This is a genomic window from Ancylobacter sp. GW821-FHT10E12 (genome assembly GCF_058809335.1).
This window is the reverse complement of sequence record NZ_JBXASN010000015.1, coordinates 103,401-119,946: the sequence shown is the minus strand read 5'-3', so window position 1 is coordinate 119,946 and position 16,546 is coordinate 103,401. Positions and strand designations below refer to the sequence as shown.

At 63.9% G+C, this 16,546-nt stretch carries 13 protein-coding genes; 7 read left to right on the top strand and 6 right to left on the bottom strand.

What is annotated here, in order from left to right; genetic code table 11:
- Positions 1-3: 3 nt before the first annotated feature.
- Positions 4-897: a LysR family transcriptional regulator gene (locus AC1RU4_RS19605; protein ID WP_492892810.1), complete on the bottom strand. Its 894-nt coding sequence runs from the start codon at positions 895-897 to the stop codon at positions 4-6.
- Between the two features lie 125 nt (positions 898-1,022).
- On the opposite strand from AC1RU4_RS19605, the gene AC1RU4_RS19600 reads away from it, so the two are divergent.
- From AC1RU4_RS19600 to alr, 5 genes are read left to right on the top strand one after another with little or no spacing between them, the layout of a single operon-like run.
- On the top strand, positions 1,023-1,844 hold the full coding sequence (locus AC1RU4_RS19600) for an ABC transporter substrate-binding protein (RefSeq protein WP_492892809.1): 822 nt from the start codon (positions 1,023-1,025) through the stop codon (positions 1,842-1,844).
- 21 nt (positions 1,845-1,865) lie between these two features.
- Positions 1,866-2,522 (top strand): amino acid ABC transporter permease, encoded by a 657-nt coding sequence (locus AC1RU4_RS19595; RefSeq protein ID WP_492892808.1) that lies wholly within the window; start codon positions 1,866-1,868, stop codon positions 2,520-2,522.
- Entirely contained in the window at positions 2,519-3,166 is a 648-nt protein-coding gene (locus tag AC1RU4_RS19590; protein WP_492892807.1) for an amino acid ABC transporter permease, read from the top strand. The genes AC1RU4_RS19595 and AC1RU4_RS19590 overlap by 4 nt, the downstream gene beginning before the upstream one ends.
- Positions 3,159-3,965, top strand: coding sequence for an amino acid ABC transporter ATP-binding protein (locus AC1RU4_RS19585; RefSeq protein ID WP_492892806.1), 807 nt, complete (start codon positions 3,159-3,161; stop codon positions 3,963-3,965). Before AC1RU4_RS19590 ends, AC1RU4_RS19585 begins: the two co-directional genes overlap by 8 nt.
- A gap of 32 nt (positions 3,966-3,997) precedes the next feature.
- Entirely contained in the window at positions 3,998-5,119 is a 1,122-nt protein-coding gene (alr, locus tag AC1RU4_RS19580) for an alanine racemase (RefSeq protein WP_492892805.1), read from the top strand.
- Between the two features lie 387 nt (positions 5,120-5,506).
- On the opposite strand, the gene AC1RU4_RS19575 is transcribed toward alr, so the two are convergent.
- From AC1RU4_RS19575 to AC1RU4_RS19565, 3 genes are all read right to left on the bottom strand, one after another.
- Positions 5,507-8,428: an autotransporter family protein gene (locus tag AC1RU4_RS19575; protein WP_492892804.1), complete on the bottom strand. Its 2,922-nt coding sequence runs from the start codon at positions 8,426-8,428 to the stop codon at positions 5,507-5,509.
- Between the two features lie 298 nt (positions 8,429-8,726).
- The gene (locus AC1RU4_RS19570; RefSeq protein WP_492892803.1) at positions 8,727-9,386 is read right to left on the bottom strand and encodes an SDR family oxidoreductase; all 660 of its coding nucleotides are present in this window, start codon (positions 9,384-9,386) and stop codon (positions 8,727-8,729) included.
- Positions 9,387-9,391: 5 nt separating this feature from the next.
- On the bottom strand, positions 9,392-10,237 hold the full coding sequence (locus AC1RU4_RS19565; RefSeq protein WP_492892802.1) for an ABC transporter permease: 846 nt from the start codon (positions 10,235-10,237) through the stop codon (positions 9,392-9,394).
- 160 nt (positions 10,238-10,397) lie between these two features.
- Between AC1RU4_RS19565 and AC1RU4_RS19560 the strand changes: the two genes are divergently transcribed.
- Complete coding sequence (locus AC1RU4_RS19560) at positions 10,398-10,982, top strand: enolase C-terminal domain-like protein (protein WP_492892801.1); 585 nt, start codon at positions 10,398-10,400, stop codon at positions 10,980-10,982.
- A 31-nt stretch (positions 10,983-11,013) separates the two neighbouring features.
- Entirely contained in the window at positions 11,014-12,525 is a 1,512-nt protein-coding gene (argH, locus tag AC1RU4_RS19555; protein ID WP_492892800.1) for an argininosuccinate lyase, read from the top strand.
- A 133-nt stretch (positions 12,526-12,658) separates the two neighbouring features.
- On the opposite strand, the gene AC1RU4_RS19550 is transcribed toward argH, so the two are convergent.
- Both AC1RU4_RS19550 and AC1RU4_RS19545 read right to left on the bottom strand, forming a co-directional pair.
- Positions 12,659-13,600 (bottom strand): diguanylate cyclase, encoded by a 942-nt coding sequence (locus AC1RU4_RS19550; RefSeq protein WP_492892799.1) that lies wholly within the window; start codon positions 13,598-13,600, stop codon positions 12,659-12,661.
- Entirely contained in the window at positions 13,597-16,497 is a 2,901-nt protein-coding gene (locus AC1RU4_RS19545; protein ID WP_492892798.1) for a hybrid sensor histidine kinase/response regulator, read from the bottom strand. Before AC1RU4_RS19545 ends, AC1RU4_RS19550 begins: the two co-directional genes overlap by 4 nt.
- Positions 16,498-16,546 lie beyond the last annotated feature (49 nt).

The window sequence follows — 16,546 nt, the reverse complement described above, 5'->3', positions numbered from 1 at the left end:
ACGTCACCGCAGCGCGCCGACCTCCCGGTCCGCTTCCTCCCGCAACAGGGCTAGGAAGGCGTCGGTCTCCCGCGAGAAGCCGCTGCGCCGGGTGAAGGCGCCGATATGGCGATGGAACGTGTCCTCGCCGAGAGGAAAGGTGCGGATGCGGTTCGAGGCCGCGCCCAGATCGGAATGGGGGATCAGCGCAACGCCCATGCCCTCGCTGACGAGCGCGATCATCGTGTCCAGATAGTTGATCCAGATGTTGTCGGCGACGACAGTGCCCGTCCGTTCCAGGAAGGCGTCGATCTTGCGGCCGCTGACGGTCGAGCGGTCATAACGCAGCAGAGGCTGCCCGATCATCGCCTCGCGCCAGTCAGCGACATCAACGGCCGCAGGCGCGATGAGCACGAACGGCTTCGCGAGAAGGTGGTGCCACACGACATTGCCCGGCAGTTCGCCCGAAGGCTGGATCATGACGGCGAGATCCAGTTCCTCGCGCTCGACCTGGCCAAGGAGATCATCTTCGCCGCGCATGGAACGCAGCGTGACCTTGGGAAAGATCCGATGGAACGCCAGCATGGTGCGCGCGATGAGACCGCTGTGGAGCGAGGCGATGGTGCCCACGCGCAAGGTCGTGCGGATTTCCGACACGGCATGTCGACGTCGCATCTCGGCGACGAGCGACACCACCTGATCCGCCAGCGGCACGAGATCCTGGCCTTCGGCGTTCAACGTCGCGGATCGGCCTGTCCGGAAGAACAGACGATAGCCGACAAAGTCCTCGAGCCGGCGGATTTGCTCGCTGACGGCCGATTGCGTCAGGCCGATGCGCTCGCCGGCCTCGGTAAAGGTGCCGTAGCGGACAGCTGCCAGGAAGGTCTCGATTTCGCGCAGCATCGTGCCCTCGCTCATTCGTGGGTCGCATCAGTCGAGCATCGGAGATTGCGATGCTTAGTGACGGGATTATTCGTTTTTCATTTGCGCTGCAACATGGTCTCCTTCTCGCATAACCAGAGGGAAAACTCATGTTTCACCGCATGTCTTCTTTCGCCGGCGGCCTGTTCGCCCTGGCATTGGGTCTCGGTTTCGCGGGTGCCTCCGCTGAGGAATCGCGGCTCGAAACCATCGTCAAGCGCGATAAGGTGATCGTCGCCGTCTCCTCGACGGCCCGTCCGAACGGCTTCATCGACGAGAATGGCAAGCTCACCGGCTTCGAGGTCGAGTTCGCCCGGCTGATGGCCAAGGCGCTGGTCGGCGATCCCGACAAGATCGAGCTGATGACCACCACCGTCGACGGCCGTTTCCCGGCGGTGCTCTCCGGCAAGGCGGATTTCGGCATTTCCACCGCCACCATCTATCCCGACCGCGCGGTGCGCCTCGCCTTCACCCGCCCCTATATCGATTCCAGCACGCTCGTCGTGGTGCCCAAGGGCTCGCCGATCAAGGCGCTGGCGGATCTCGACAGCGAGAACGTCGTGCTCGGCTCCACCAACAGCGCGGCCATGGTGGATCGCGCGAAGAAATACGCCCCGAAGGCCAAGGCCATCTTCTTCGACACCGACAGCGCAGCCGCACTGGCGCTGAAGAGTGGCCGCTCCACCGCCTGGCAGGCGGATTCGGCGGCGGCCAACTTCTTCGTCGGCCACAACGGCGGTGATTTCATCGTGCTCGACGGCTCCCTCGGGACGATCAACAACAACGCCATCTTCATGAAGCCCGGCGACTTCCAGCTGTGGCTCGCGCTCGACACCATCGTGCGCGAATATGTCAACGGCTCGCGCTACGGCGAATATGCCGCTCTCTACAAGACCTGGTTCGGCAAGGAGCCGCCGCCTCAGCGGCCGTTCAACCAGAACTGACGGGCCCGAGAGCGTCAGCCCATGGACCTCGCTTTCATCAAGAACAACGCGCCATTGCTGATGGACGGGGCGGCGATGACCGTCGCCCTCGCCATCGGCGCCCTGCTCGGCGCCACGGCAGGCGGCGCCGTGGTCGCCGGCCTGAGAATGAGCCGCCTTGCGCTCCTGCGGTGGCTCGGCACCGCATTCGTCGAGGTCATGCGCAACACGCCCATCCTCGTCCAGATCTTCGTGCTGTATTTCGGCCTGCCGACGCTCGGGGTGCACATGACGGCGTTTGCCTCCGCCGTGCTGGCGATGTCGCTCCAGAACAGCGCCTATATTGGCGAGATCTACCGTGCGGGTCTGGAATCAATCCATCCGCGGCAGCGGGAAGCGGCGCTGGCGCTGGGCATGATGCCCGGCATGGCGCTCAGGGTCATCCTCCTGCCGCAGGCGCTTCGCCGCGTGCTGCCGCCGCTCGGCAACCAGTTCATCATCATCATCAAGGACACCTCCGTCGCCTCGACCATCGCGGTCGCCGAGCTCACCCAGGCGGGCAAGCTGCTGCTGGATCGCAGCGCGGCGCCCTACGAGACCTTCGCTACCGTCGCCATCATCTACCTCGCCGTCAGCGCCACCGTCGCCGGTCTCCTGAAGCTCGCCGAATGGCGCTATCCGGTGAGGGCCTCGCAATGACCGCCGCCATGCTCATGTCGTCCGGGCCGTATCTCGCGCAGGGTGCGCTCGTGACGGTCGGCCTGTCTTTCGGGATGATCGCCGTCGCCACCGTTGCGGGCATGCTACTGGCGGTGCTGCGGCTTTATGGCTGGAAGCCCCTGCGCCTGCTCGTTGCGGCCTACGGCCTGACGGTGCGGGGCGTGCCGCTCCTCGTTCTTCTGATCGGCAGCTATTTCAGCCTGCCTTATCTCGGAATCGACCTGCCGCTCTGGATCGTCGTCGTGCTGGTCGGCGGCCTGTATTTCGCCGCCTATGCCGCGGAGGTGTTCCGAGCGGCCCTGGCGGCCGTTCCCAGGACGCAGTGGGATGCCGGCCGGGCTCTGGGCATGCGGCGGGTCCAGCTTTTCACCATCGTGGTCCTGCCGCAGGCGCGACGCCTGAGCATCCCGCCCTTCCTGAACGTTGCACTGGTAGCGGTGAAGAACACATCGCTGGTCTCGGCCATTGGCGGCTGGGAACTCGTCGCCGCCGGCCGCGAGATCGGCGAGCGAACCATGGAAATCCTGCCCGCCTATCTCGCGGTCGCCGCGTTCTATTTCGTGATCTGCTTCTCGATTTCGCAGATCGGGCGCCATGTCGAAAAGAAGATGCGCTATGTCTGAACCTGTTCTCCGGGAAGCCCCTGCGCCGCTGGTCGTCATCGACCGTGTCGGCAAATCGTTCGGCTCGGTCGAGGTCCTCAAGGAGGTGAACCTTACCGTTGCCGCCGGGGATGTTCTGTCGCTCATCGGCCCCAGCGGATCGGGCAAGACGACGCTGCTGCGCTGCGTCAACTACCTCGAGACCTATGAGCGCGGCCTCATCACCATTGCAGGCGAGAGCGTGGGCATCGAGCTGATGCCCGACGGCCGGCGCCGCCGCAAGGCGGACCGGGAGGTCGCGGCCTTGCGGGCGCAGGTCGGCATGGTGTTCCAGCATTACAATCTGTTCCCGCATCTCGACATACTCGAAAACCTCACCGTGGCTCCGCGCCGGGTACGCGGAGAGGCGGAAGGCCCTGTCCGGGAACGCGCCCTGGCGCTGCTGGAGCGCGTTGGCCTTGCCGACAAGCGCAACCGCTATCCATCCGAGCTTTCCGGCGGGCAACAGCAACGGGTGGCCATCGCCCGGGCGCTGACGATGCAGCCGCGCCTGCTTCTGCTAGACGAGGTGACGTCCGCCCTCGACCCGGAGCTTGTCGGCGAGGTGCTGGACGTCATCGTCTCCCTCGCCGCCGACGGCATCACTATGATGATCGTGACGCACGAAATGGCTTTCGCCCGCGAGGTGTCGACAGCGGTCGCCTTCATGGCGGAGGGCGCCCTCCTCGAGAAGGGCACGCCCGACGCCATCTTCGAGGCGCCCAATCACGAACGCCTGCGCAGCTTCATGCAGCGCTACCGCGCCGGAAACCGGCTGTGAGCGCACGTTCTTCAATCCGGGAATTCACATCCATGCCTGCTTTCCTGCGCCCGACATGGTGCGAGATCGATCTCGGCGCCGTGTCCCACAATCTGCGCCAGCTGCGCCGCCTGGTCGGCCCGGGTGTCGCGATCTATGTATGCCTGAAGGGCGATGCCAGCGGCTGCGGTGCCGTGGAGGTGGCGCGGCGAGCCGAGGCGGAGGGGGTCGACGGCTTCGCCTTTGGCAATATCGACAGCGCGCTTGCCTGCCGCGCAGCGGGCATCGAACGGCCGATCCTGCTCTATCCGACCTGCCTGCCCGACAGCGCGCCTGTCCTGGAACAGGCGGAGCTGATGCCGACTCTCTCCACTCTGGAGGATGTCATGCTCTGGGACCGCGCCGCTCGCCATCGTCTGCCGGTCTTCCTGAAGATCGACGGCGGCGGCTTCAGGGCCGGCGCCTTTCCGCATGAGGCGGCGGCCATCGCACGGGCCATTGCCGGAAGCCGTCATCTGCATCTGGCCGGGGTTTATGGTCATCCGATGACGAGCTACGGTTTCGACGACGAGCCCTACACCCTTGCCCAGCTCGAGGGGATCAGGCGGGCCATGGCGGCGATCGAGGCGGCCGGCCTCTCCATTCCGATCCGTATGGCGTCGAGCTCGGCGATCGTGCTGGGCCATCCGGAAGCCGATTTGAACGCGGTGGATCCGGGGCGCCTTGTCGTTGGCATGCCGTTTCAGTCGGCCGCGGAGCGGCAGGCGACCTGGCGGCCCGCGCTGGTGGCATTGAAAAGCCGTCTCGTCATGGTGCGCTCACTCGCGGAGACCGACGACGTCTTTCCGGCACCGTTTCTCCGCCGACGGCCCAATATGCGACTGGGGCTCATCCCTTTCGGCTGGAGCGATGGCTATCCCCGCCACATGTCGGAGAATGCCGTGGCACTGATAAAGGGAAAGCGGGTACCCCTGCTTGGTCCATCTCATTCGGAGCTGCTGCGGGTCGACTTGACGGACATGCCGGACGCTCAGGTCGGCGACGAGGTCGTCCTCCTCGGTCGTTCGGGGGATGCCGAGATCAGTCTCGAAGAGCTTGCGAAACAATGGCGGGTCTCGACGCACGACCTGTTTCCAGCCATCGGCAAAACCCTGCCGCATCGGTATCTCGATTGAACTCTAGCGCGTCAATTCTCAGGCAATACGTAGTGTCCTAATTGCACTGCATTTGCGATCAGAGAGAACATGATCCAATTGCCGCGCTGAAGGTTCGATTCTGGTTAGGTCAGCGAAATCCGCTCCTGGCGCTTTCGCGCGGGGTTACCTGTTCATGCTTCGAACTCGTGACGATAGCCGAAAACGTGCCGCTCTTTGCAGGGAGGATGCATCCCAGCAATCACGCGGCTTCTTCATGCACCTGCGTTCAATACCGGCCGCATTGTCGGGGCCGAAGCCAAGCCCCAAGGGCGTGTCCCTTGGCCGGGTCTGCGACGCAGCGGGTATTCTGAAAGCCGATATTCTCACGGCCCGGAACCGAAGGTCCCGAGCTCCAGAGCCAATCGACTAGAAGCGCCACGTCATATTTGCCTGCACGGCGTTCACGGTGACGGTGTCGGCGAACTGGCCGATGTAGGACAGGCCAAACCGCGCCTGTTCGCTGATGCGCAGATCCGCGCCGACCTCGACCAGGGCGGTGTTCTCGGCGAGCGGCACGCCGGCGACCGTGAAGTTCGAACCCGGCACGCTGAGGAAGGACATCTGCGTCTCGGGCGTGATGTCGCCAAAGGCATATTGCCAGGCGAGCGACGCGTGAGGCTCCAGTGCCATGCCACCGGAAAGCTCCATGGTCGTCGCCACGCGCAGGCCCAGCGTGGAATAGCCGACACCCATTGAGCTCGCGGAGCCCGTCAGGCCGGCAGAGGCACCGGTCTCGGTGAAGCTGTCGGCATCTACATGGACATAGGCGAGGCCGGCAAAAGGCTCGAGAGCGAGTGCCTGAAGGGCGAAGCCATAGCCGACTTCCGCAAACACCTGCGCGGTGCCGCCGTCATAGTCCGCATTCGCCTGTTCGGCATAGCCGGAATAGGCGATCATGCGCTCGGCATCGATCTGGTTGAAGGCGTAGCTGGCGCCGAGGCGCAGGTTCCACGGGCCGGAGCTGGTGCCGGCATAGAGCGCCAGGAGCACGCTGTCGACATCGCTTGAACTTGCCAGCGCGTCGAAATCGGCGCTGGACTGGGAATAGCCCAACGCTGCGCCGACCAGCCAATCGCCGAACTTCATGTCGGCGCCGGACACGATTCCACCGATGGAGGCGTCCACGCTGGCGGTGCTGGAGCCGCCGTCATAGTCGCTCCAGCCGCCATAGACCTGCGCCCAGATCGTGCCGTTGAAGGCGGGCTCGAGCGCCGCCGCCGGCGCCTTGGTCGGGAACGGTACGGCGGGTGTGGTGGGCGCAGCATAGGCGAGCGCCGGACCGCCCTGGGCCAGGGAGGCCATCGGGCCGGCCACGCCCCTATAGGCCCCCTGCCGCAGGCGATCGAGCACGGCCTGCCGGCTGTAAAGGCTGTCGCCGAGCAGCACCGTCTGCTGGCTGGCATAGGCTTCGCCCGACAGGGCGCTCAGCGCGCCGGGCAGATCGGCCGCGGAAACGTCGTAGAGCGGGCTCAGCGCGTCCGGCAGGGTCGTCAACATGTTGCCGGTCGTGGCGTTGATGATGCCGTCGATCGCGCCGCCGACGGCGCGCTGGTTCGGCGTGATGTTCGGCAGGCCGGCGAGATCGGCGGCAAGGTTCAAGGTCACCGTGGTCGGGTCATAGGCGAGGGTCGCCTCGAACAGCGCGGGTAGGTCGGTCGCGGTGGCCGTTTCGAACGTGCCGGTGATGCCCTGGGTTGCGCCGAGGATCGTATAGCTCTGTGCGAAGTTCGTGGTCTGGAAATTGGCCTCCAGCGCACCGTCGAGCCGCACCGTGCCGGTCACGTACAGCGCATCATTGCGGCCATCATCCGCCATCCGGACGGCGAAGGTGCCGACCGAGGTCTGCACGAAGGTGCCGCTGAAGAGGTGGGTGACCGACTCGCCCGTGCCGCTGACGCCGAGCCAGCCGCTGTTCTCGAACCGCTTTTCCAGCCCTGCCGTCGCGGCGATCCGGCCGTCGATGATGCCGGTGTTCACGATCATGGTTCCGAAGGCGTCGAGACCGGTGCGCAGGGCGTCGGCGACATAAGCGGTTTGCAAAGTGCCGGTGTTCAGCAGGGTGCCGTACTCGCCGTGCATTTCCACCGCCGCGCCGGCGATCCCGGTCGCGGTAATGGTGCCAGAATTGGTCAACACGCCGTAAGTCTCGCCGCGCATGCCGATGCCGCCATTGCCGCTGACCTGGATGGTGCCGCTGTTGATGATGTCGTCGCCCTGGCGGCCGGAAAGGGCGGCTTCATTGACGGCGCTTGACGTCAGCGCGCCAGTGTTGCGGATCGGGTTGTAGAGGCCCGGAATGGTGGCGAGATAGCCGTTGATGCCGGTATCGTCGACATAGATGCCGACGACATTGTCGCCATAGGCGGAGTTGGACGACACCACCGCGCCGGGGATCTCGATTTCGTACCAGGTCACGACGCCGAGGGCGTCGACATGCATCACCGCCGGATGCACGACGCCGTCGGCGGAAACCCAGTTGGCGACGAGGTTGTATTCCCCGGACCGGCCGGCGCCGGTTATGCCCTCGAAATGCGTGGCGACCGCGCCGGGATGGTCATAGGTGACATAGGTGTCGGTGGTCTGGTCGTAGATATAGCCGTGCTCGGCATGGAGGACGCCATCGACCATCACCTCTCCGTACCCGCCGGCGATCTTGTCGCCATAGATGCCATAGGCGGTGGTGCTGATGGCGCCGGGGATGTTGTTGGTGGTGTAGGTGCCGGTATTGATGTCGTAGATGAAGGCGTTGCCGGTCGCGAGCTGGGTGTCGTAATTGCCGACCACCTGATTGCCGAACGTGCTGTGGGCGATGGTGTAGAGCGTGTCCTGGCCGGGATAGGTCAGGGTCGTGATCTGCTGCCCGGGCGCGGCGGCACCGTCATAGAGATAGCTGAGATCATAGGGCGCCGACGCCTCGGTCTGGTAGCTGCCGACGACGCGCAGGATGCCGTCGAGAGTGCCGAAGTTCGGGCCATAGGGTGAGGAGCCGATGGCACCGGGCAGATTCGCCCCGTCCGCAGTCGCCTCCGGGAACGGCAACCATTCTTGGGTCGTCATGTTGTAATAGAGGCCGCCGGTCTCGGTGGTGCCGGGAATAGTGTAGTTGCCGACGATGTTGTCGCCCCGGATGCCGGTGAGGAACGTCGCGTTCTCGCCAAAGTTCAGCGTCTGATAGGTGGTGGGATCTGCCTGTGCCAACTGCGCAAAGCCGCCGATACCGAAACCAATAGCGACGAATTTGCGCGCGCGCGCCCGCGACACGCCGTGTGCAACCGACCGAATTTTCATGATACGCCCCGCAACCCCGAAGCGGAGTCGGGCAAACGATATCTGTCGCCGAGAACGATGGCGATGGCGTTTTTTGGTTGTTCTTTAGCCGGCCCCTGGGCCGACGCTCAACCAACTGAAGGAGTGAGATAGGCTCAGCAATGTCTTCTTCGGGTGCATCCGCGTACTTCCTGCCTTTCGAACGGCTCTCCGTGATCGACGGGCTCTACTCAAACCTGGAGGAAGATCAGGGGCTCAGGTCATCTCCAAAAAGCTCCAGAAAAATCCCGCTTCCCCTTCGGCCACCCGAAATCTGGCGCTACCAGGGAAGGATCGTCCCGTCGCAATCCACGAACTTGCCGTTCTGCTCCGGGAGCAACTGCTCGATAACGGCTCTCATGTTCGCAACGCTTTCGCTCGGGCTGAGCCGTGCTTGTTCGCCGCCCATGCCGGTCCGTACCCACCCCGGATTCAAGAGCACGCAGACGAAGCCCAGCGGCCCGAGATCGACGCTCAGGCACTTGTTGACCTGATGCACGGCGGTCTTTGACGCCCGATAGGCATAATAGCTGCTGCCACCACCGCCGGAATTGGTGCCATTGCCGGCATCGATCGAGCCGAGGCGGCTCGACAAGGTGACGATCTTCTTGCCGGCGCCTCGCATCAGGTTCGACAGCAATGCCTGTGTCACCAAGGCAGGGCCTACCGTGTTGACGGCGAATGTGGGCAGCCAGCCTTCCAGCGTGAAGGCGCCGAGCTTGCACGCGGATGGATCCACCATCCGCACGCCGGCATTGTTGATCAATAGATCGATGGGCGCGCCGCCGAGATCCCTGACGAAGGAATCGATGGATTTGCGGTCCGTGACATCGAACTCTGCCCGAGTCGGGGCGATCACCTGCCAGCCATCGTCCCGATATTGTCGCGTGAATTCCTCGCCGAGCCCGATCCGCGCCCCGGTGATGAAGGCCGTCCGCATGGCGTTCACTTCGTCGATTTGCCGCTCCAGAAGCAGACCCTTCTTTCCAGATAGCGAAAGCCGAGATTGAGGGCGACGCCCGTCGAGGAGAGCAGGACGAGCAGTGCGAACACGCTGGCAAGATCCAGGGCGAAGTTCGCCTGGAGGATCAGCACCCCGATGCCGGCACGCGCGCCGACGAACTCGCCGACGATGGCGCTGATGACGGCGAGGACGATGGCGGTGTTGAGGCCCGCGAAAATATAGGGGAGAGCACTCGGCAGGCGGATATAGCGCAGCACCTGAAGCTCGCTGCCGCACATCGCCCGAACCAGGGAGATGCGGTCGGAATCCGTGGCGCGCATGCCGGCGATCGTGTTGATGAGCACCGGGAACATGCAACTCATCGCCACGATGAAGATCTTCGACTGGAGGCCGAAGCCGAACCAGACGATCATGAGGGGCGCGATCGCGACCTTGGGCACCGTCTGCAGAGCAACCACGTAGGGGTAGAGGATGCGTTCGAGCACAGGAATGGTGACGATGCCTATGCCGAGCAGGAGGCCTGCCAGCGCGCCGAGCGCAAAGCCTGCGATCACCTCGGTCATGGTGACGGCAAGATTCGTCAGATAGACGCCTGACGAAACGCCGAGCCACAACGCCTTGAACACCTCGGATGGAGCCGGAAAGAGATAGAGCGGTACGGCGAAGAAGCGAATAATAGCTTCCCAAAGCGCCACCAGAACAATGAAATAGCCAAGCGGCTCCAAAACGCGCTTGCCCGTCGCCAGGGATCTTTTCATGCCGCTCATCGCGCCAATCCCGCGCTGGTGAGAAGGAAGCGTGAGTGATTTCTCATTTGCCATGGCCATGACACCCTCACGATACACATGCTTGATCGAGGCACTTGCGGATATTCGAGGCAAGTTCGCTCAGTTCCATTGAAGCAAGGCTGTCGAAGCGGCGCGGCCGCGCGGCCTTGTTCTCAAAAGTCGCCACGATGCGACCGGGCCGGGCCGACATCACCGGCGCATGACGCCCTACGAGGCGGTACAGTTCGGTCGCGATATCGAGCCCTATCGTCCCTTGTTCCTGGAAGACCCTGTCACGCCCGACAATCTCGACGAGATGGCCTATGTCGCCGGCAAGGTCGGCATACCCATCGCCACCGGCGAGCGCCTTACCTCGCTGTGGGAATTCCAGATGCTGATCGCGCGCCAGGCCGTTCAACTGGTGCGGCCAGACGTGTGCATGGTCGGCGGCATATCGGGGGCGCGGAAGATCGCGGCGCTGGCGGAGGCGTCGCATATCGGCGTCGTGCCGCATAATCCTTTGAGCGTGGTCTCGACGGTCGCCTGCCTGCAGATCGCGGCAATCGCGCCGACCTTCGTGCTGCAGGAGTTCCCGGCCGATACGTGGAGCGACCAGCAGCAGCGTCCCGATTTCGATGCGCTGGTGAGCGGGGCGCCGCGCCATGACGGGGCCGGCTTTCTCGAGATCAGCGACGCACCGGGGCTCGGCCTGTCGCTCCATCCGGACGCCGTCGAGAAATTTCCCTACCGGCCCCGCGAATTGAAGACCCGCCTCGGCGTGGACGGCTCGGTCGTCGACCAGTAGACGCGCCGATGCGCGGAAGTGAGGAAGACTTATGAGTGACGAGAAAGTCTCGCTTCGGGAGCGTGTGACGCTGCCGCCCGCGACGGCATTGGTCGAGGCGTACTACAAGCCAGCGATAGCGTATGGCGCGAAACATCTCTTTCCCGAGGAGATGCGCATTCATTTCGCGCATGGCCTGATGCTGGCGCGCCAGGGCATCGTCTCCGGACGGGATATCGCCGCCACGTTCGAGGTGGTGGCCGAACTTCAGGCCGCCGGGCCGGAAGTGCTCGATATCGATTACCTGCAGGAGGATCTCTACTCCTATTCGGAGCGCTACATCGTCTCAAGGCTCGGCCCCGATGTCGGGGGACGCCTGCACACGGCGCGCAGTCGCAACGACCTCAACATCACCGCCTGGCGCATGGTGCTGCGCCGCCGGCTGCTCGCTCTGGCGGACGGGCTGTCCGGGCTGCGCGAGGCCTGCCTGTCGCTCGCGACCGGGCACGCCGACACCATAATGCCGGGCTATACTCATACCCAGCATGCCCAGCCGATCTCGCTCGGCTATTATTTCCTCGCTTATGCGGATGTGCTGGAACGCGATGCCGAGCGCCTTGCCGGCGCGCTCGACCGCTGCAATCGCTGCCCGCTCGGTGCCGGGGCGCTGACCACGACGGCGTTTCCGATCGACCGCGATTATACTGCCGATCTGCTCGGCTTTCCGCGCCTCATGGAGGTCGCCTACGACGCCGTTTCCTCGCGCGACGACGCACATGAGGCGGTGGCCGCGCTGGCGATCCTGATGACCGGCCTGTCGCGTCTGGCAACGGACCTGCAGGAATGGAACACGCTCGAATACGGGTTCATCGAGCTGAGCGACGCCTTCTCCAGCGTCAGCAGCATCATGCCGCAGAAGAAGAACCCGCAGGGGCTCGAATACATCAAGGCCGCCGCGGCCTATGTGACGGGCGCGCTGACCACGGTGCTTTCCTGCAGCAAGAACACGCATTTCGCCGATGTAAACGATGGTGTAACCTCGCTTAACGCCGTGACGATCGATGCGGTCGAGCGGACGACGCTCGCCCTGGTGGTCGCCAAGGGCGTGATCGAGACCTTTGCCGCCAATCCTGAAGCGATGCTCCGCTCTGCCAAAGTCGGCTTCGGCACGGCAACCGAACTTGCCGACGTCATCGTCCGGGAGACCGGACTGTCCTTCCGCAAGGCGCACAATATAGTCGGATGGATGGTGCGCGACGCGCTGGGGAGCGGGCGCACGGCCCCCGAGCTGACCACGCAGGACATCACACGGGCAAGCCAGGTCCTGTTCGGCGTTCCCTGCGTGGTGCAAGACGACGTCGTCCGCCGCGCGCTCGATCCGCACGACAACGTCGTGGCGCGGAGCGTCAGCGGCGGGCCGGCGCCACACAAGGTGCGGGAGATGGTGTCGCGCCGACGGCGGCGGCTGGCGGCGGATATCGAGATGGTCGAGAACATTCGGCAACGTCTTGCGAAGGCCGACCGCATTCTCGAAGATTCCGCTGACGCGCTCAGGAGAGCATGAATCCTGCGGGTTATTGGTGCTGCAGGACGCCTTCGGTCATGCGACCGTGCCCTTAACCTTTCCAACCGCTTAACAGCGGATCTTCCTAAGCACTCTTCTCGAAATAAACTTCGGCCAAAAATCGGATCACCCCTCAAAACTTGGAGACGGCGTCCGCTTGTATCTCCACGTTGAATTGCGTCCCGATCACCTGATTTCTTCCGGCAGATTTGGCGAGATAAAGCTGCTTGTCCGCTGCGCGCACCCATGTCTCGGGGGAAGCGCCCACGATGCAGGGCGCGGTAGCGACTCCGATGCTGACAGTCACGAAAGCTGCGGCCTCCGATGATTCGTGCGGAATATTGAGCAACTGCACGCGCTGATGGATCTGGTGCGCGACCTCCATCGCTTCGGCATGACCGCACTCAGGAAGCACGCAGGCAAACTCCTCGCCCCCGAACCGGGCAGCAACATCTATTGTGCGGCTCATTGCCCGCTTCAGCGCCGCCGCCACCATCGACAGGCAGCGATCCCCGGCAGTATGGCCGTACGAGTCATTATAGCGCTTGAAGAAATCGATATCCACGAAGATGAGCGACAGCAACGCCGAGCTGGAGGACAGCCTCCGGGTCTCCCGATCAAGAGTAGCCTCCAGACGACGGCGATTACCGAGGCCTGTAAGTGCGTCGGTCACCGCCATCTCCGCGAGTTGGTCGCGCATACGCTTCATGTCGAGATGGTTGCGCACGCGCGCGCGCACTGAAACCGGACTGATCGGCTTGGTGATATAGTCGATGGCGCCGAGGCCCAGCCCGCGAAGCTCCGCATCGCGATCGCCGAGCGCCGTGGTGAAGATGATGGGAACATCGCCGATATACGGATCGGCCTTTAGGATGCTGCAGACCTCATAGCCGTCAGTGCCCGGCATCAGCACGTCGAGCAGGATCAGATCCGGGAGATTTGTGCGAGCAATGCCGAGTGCCTCCTCGCCAGATATCGCGAAATAGATATCGTAGTCGTCCTCCAACGCCGCCGAGAGGATTTCGATGTTCGAGACCTCGTCGTCGACGATCAGCACCGATTGGCGCTCGTTCAAGATAGACCCTCCTCACTCTTCGTCTGTTCGGTCAGCCGGCGCCCCAGTACCAGCGCCTCGCTGAAATCAAGGCGGGCGACCGCCATCTTCAGCGGCTCCAGCAGTGCGTGGCCGCCTTCGACGCTGCGTTCCAACTTCTCGAAGGTTTTTCGCGCGCCCATGCTTCGGCGTTCAAGCTGGACCATCAGAGTGGAAAGCAGTTCTCGGGCATTCGTGTCGATCGAAATCGCGACCGAGGTCGAGGGCGAGATATTTGCCGGGCGTGTTTCGTCGTGAGGCCTCAGCGACCTGGAGGCGGCCAGAGCGGGTTGCAGGACCTCGTCGAAACGCGCCACCAGCGGATCCAGCTTGTCCGTCTCGCGGTGAGCCAGAGCGTCCTCCAACTGGCGCGAAGCCTCGAGGACATGACGCAGTTCAAGCGAGCCGGCCACGCCCTTGACCGTATGCGCCAGCCGCCGTGCCTCGTCGAATTGCCCGGCGGCGATCTGCTCGCGCAGTGTCGCTGCCGTGTCCGCATATTTCTCGCCGAAGCCGACCACAAGCTTCAGCAGCAGCGGGCGCTTTCCATTCACGCGGGCAAGGGCGGCCGCAATATCGAACGGCGGCAGCGTGTCGGGCAGTTCGGTCGCCAATATGCGGCTCGCCTCCGCCGGCGCCCTGGCGGGCGCTTGCGGCTGCGCTTCCGTCGGCGCACCGCCCGTTCCCCGAGCACCGTCGCGGCGCCGGCCTATCCAGCTGTCGACGGTGTCGATCAGGCGCTGCGGATCGACAGGCTTGGCGATGTGATCGTCCATTCCGGCCGCGAGACAGGCCTGGCGCTCGCGCTCATAAGCATGAGCGGTCATGGCGATGATCGGCAATTGCGCGGACGAGATGGTCTGGCGAATGCATCGCGTCGCTTCGAGACCGTCCATCTCCGGCATCTGCACGTCCATCAGTACGGCATGATAGTGCCGCCCCTCCTTGAGCACCATGTCGCACGCGATGCGGCCATTGCCCGCCAGCTCCACCAGTAGGCCGCTATCGGTGAGAATCTCGAAGGCGACCTCGCTGTTGATCTCATTGTCCTCGACCAGGAGCACCCGTGCTCCGCGCACCGCCGCGGATACGACCGGCACCTGGCCGGGCTCGTTGGAACCGGCAGGCTCGGCAGGCGCCACCGCTTCGCCCTTCGGCTTGAACAGATCGACGATCGTGTCCAGCAGCGTGCCGGCATCGATCGGCTTGACCAGAAAGGCGGCGATATCGGCGTTCTGCGCCGCCGCCATCGCGTCCTCGCGCGCATAGGCGCTGACCATGAGCGCGACGGGCAATTGGGTGAGATTGGGGCTGCCCTCCAGATTGCGCACCAGATCGACCCCATTCATGGTCGGCATCTTCCAGTCCACCAGCAGCAGATCGTAGGGCGTCCCCTGCGTGGCGGCTTCTTCCAGCGCCGCCTGTGCTTCCTGGGCAGACGCTGCGACATCGGCGTCCAGCGACCAGCTCGCGAAGATGGCGTGCAGGATTTCCCGAGCCCCCGGATTGTCGTCGACGATCAGCACACGAAGGCCAAGCAGGCTCGTGGGGAGGACGAGTGCCTTGACGGGCCGGGCGAACCCTTCCTCGAGGCGCACGACAACGGTGAAGACGCTGCCCGCCCCCTGCGTGCTCTGCACGCTGATCGAGCCGCCCATCAGTTCGACGAGTTGCTTGGTGATGGCGAGACCGAGCCCGGTGCCACCGAACTTGCGCGTGGTCGAACTGTCGGCCTGGGCGAAGGAGCGGAAAAGATGCGCCTGCTGCTCGGCATCCATGCCGATGCCGGTATCGCGCACCGCAATTTCCAGAACGACGTCGGAAGGCGCGGTGTCGGGCAGGCGACGAACGCGGACCCGCACCGCTCCACGCTCGGTGAACTTCACCGCATTGCCGACGAGATTGAGGATGATCTGGTTGAGGCGGAGCGCATCCCCGGCCACCATGTCCGGCACGTTCGGGGCGAAGGCCACGCTGACCTCGACGCCCTTCTCGCTTGCCTTGAGCGCCGCGATGTCGACCGTGGCCTTCAGTTCCTCGCGAATGTCGAAGCTGGACTTTTCGAGCACCAGCTTGCCGGCTTCGATCTTCGAGAAATCGAGAATGTCGTTGATCAGGCCGAGCAATGCCGTGCTGGCCTGCTTGATCTTGGTGAGATATTCGCGCTGCTTGGGGGCAAGCTCGCCGCGCAGCGCCAAATGGGTGAAGCCGAGGATGGCGTTCATCGGCGTGCGGATTTCGTGGCTCATATTGGCCAGGAAGAGACCCTTCGCAGCATTGGCCGACTGCGCCTCGCGGGTGCGGTCCTCCACCTTTTGCTCGAGCGTTTCATTGCTGAGCAGGATCTCTTCGCTCATCGTCTGGACGCGATTGAAACTGCTGACGAGCATTTCGCAGATCCAGACCAGGATTGCGGTCTGAAATGCAACGATGCCGGCATGCAACCACACCCGCGAAAGCTCTTCCCCTGTCGGGAAAATGGCGGCGGGAAACACGTAGTTCAGGGCAAGGTGATGCACCGCCACCGCGAAAGCCGCCATGAGAATGCTTCGCCAGTCGCACCAGCCGATCATGAGGGCCAGCGAGGCGAAAAAATACATGTGCAGGTCCATCTGCCAGCCGTGTCCGGCGAGCAGGAGCACGAACAATGACGGCATGCCCATCAACGCCACCGCCGAGACATAACGGGTCACGGGCTCCGCGCCATAGCGTAGCCAGGAGAGCGTGTAGGCCCCGGCCAGTGCGGACGCGATCAGCACGGGAGCGACCATCCCCCGCCCGACTTCATGGGCGATGGCCATGGCTACGGGCACATGCAGCCAGAGCAGCACGAGCAGCAGATAGCCGAAGCGAACCCGCAAGCGGTCGATTTCGATCATGGCGTTTTCCCGGAAGGAGCCTTGGGGCGCTGGTCGGGCTATATGTTTG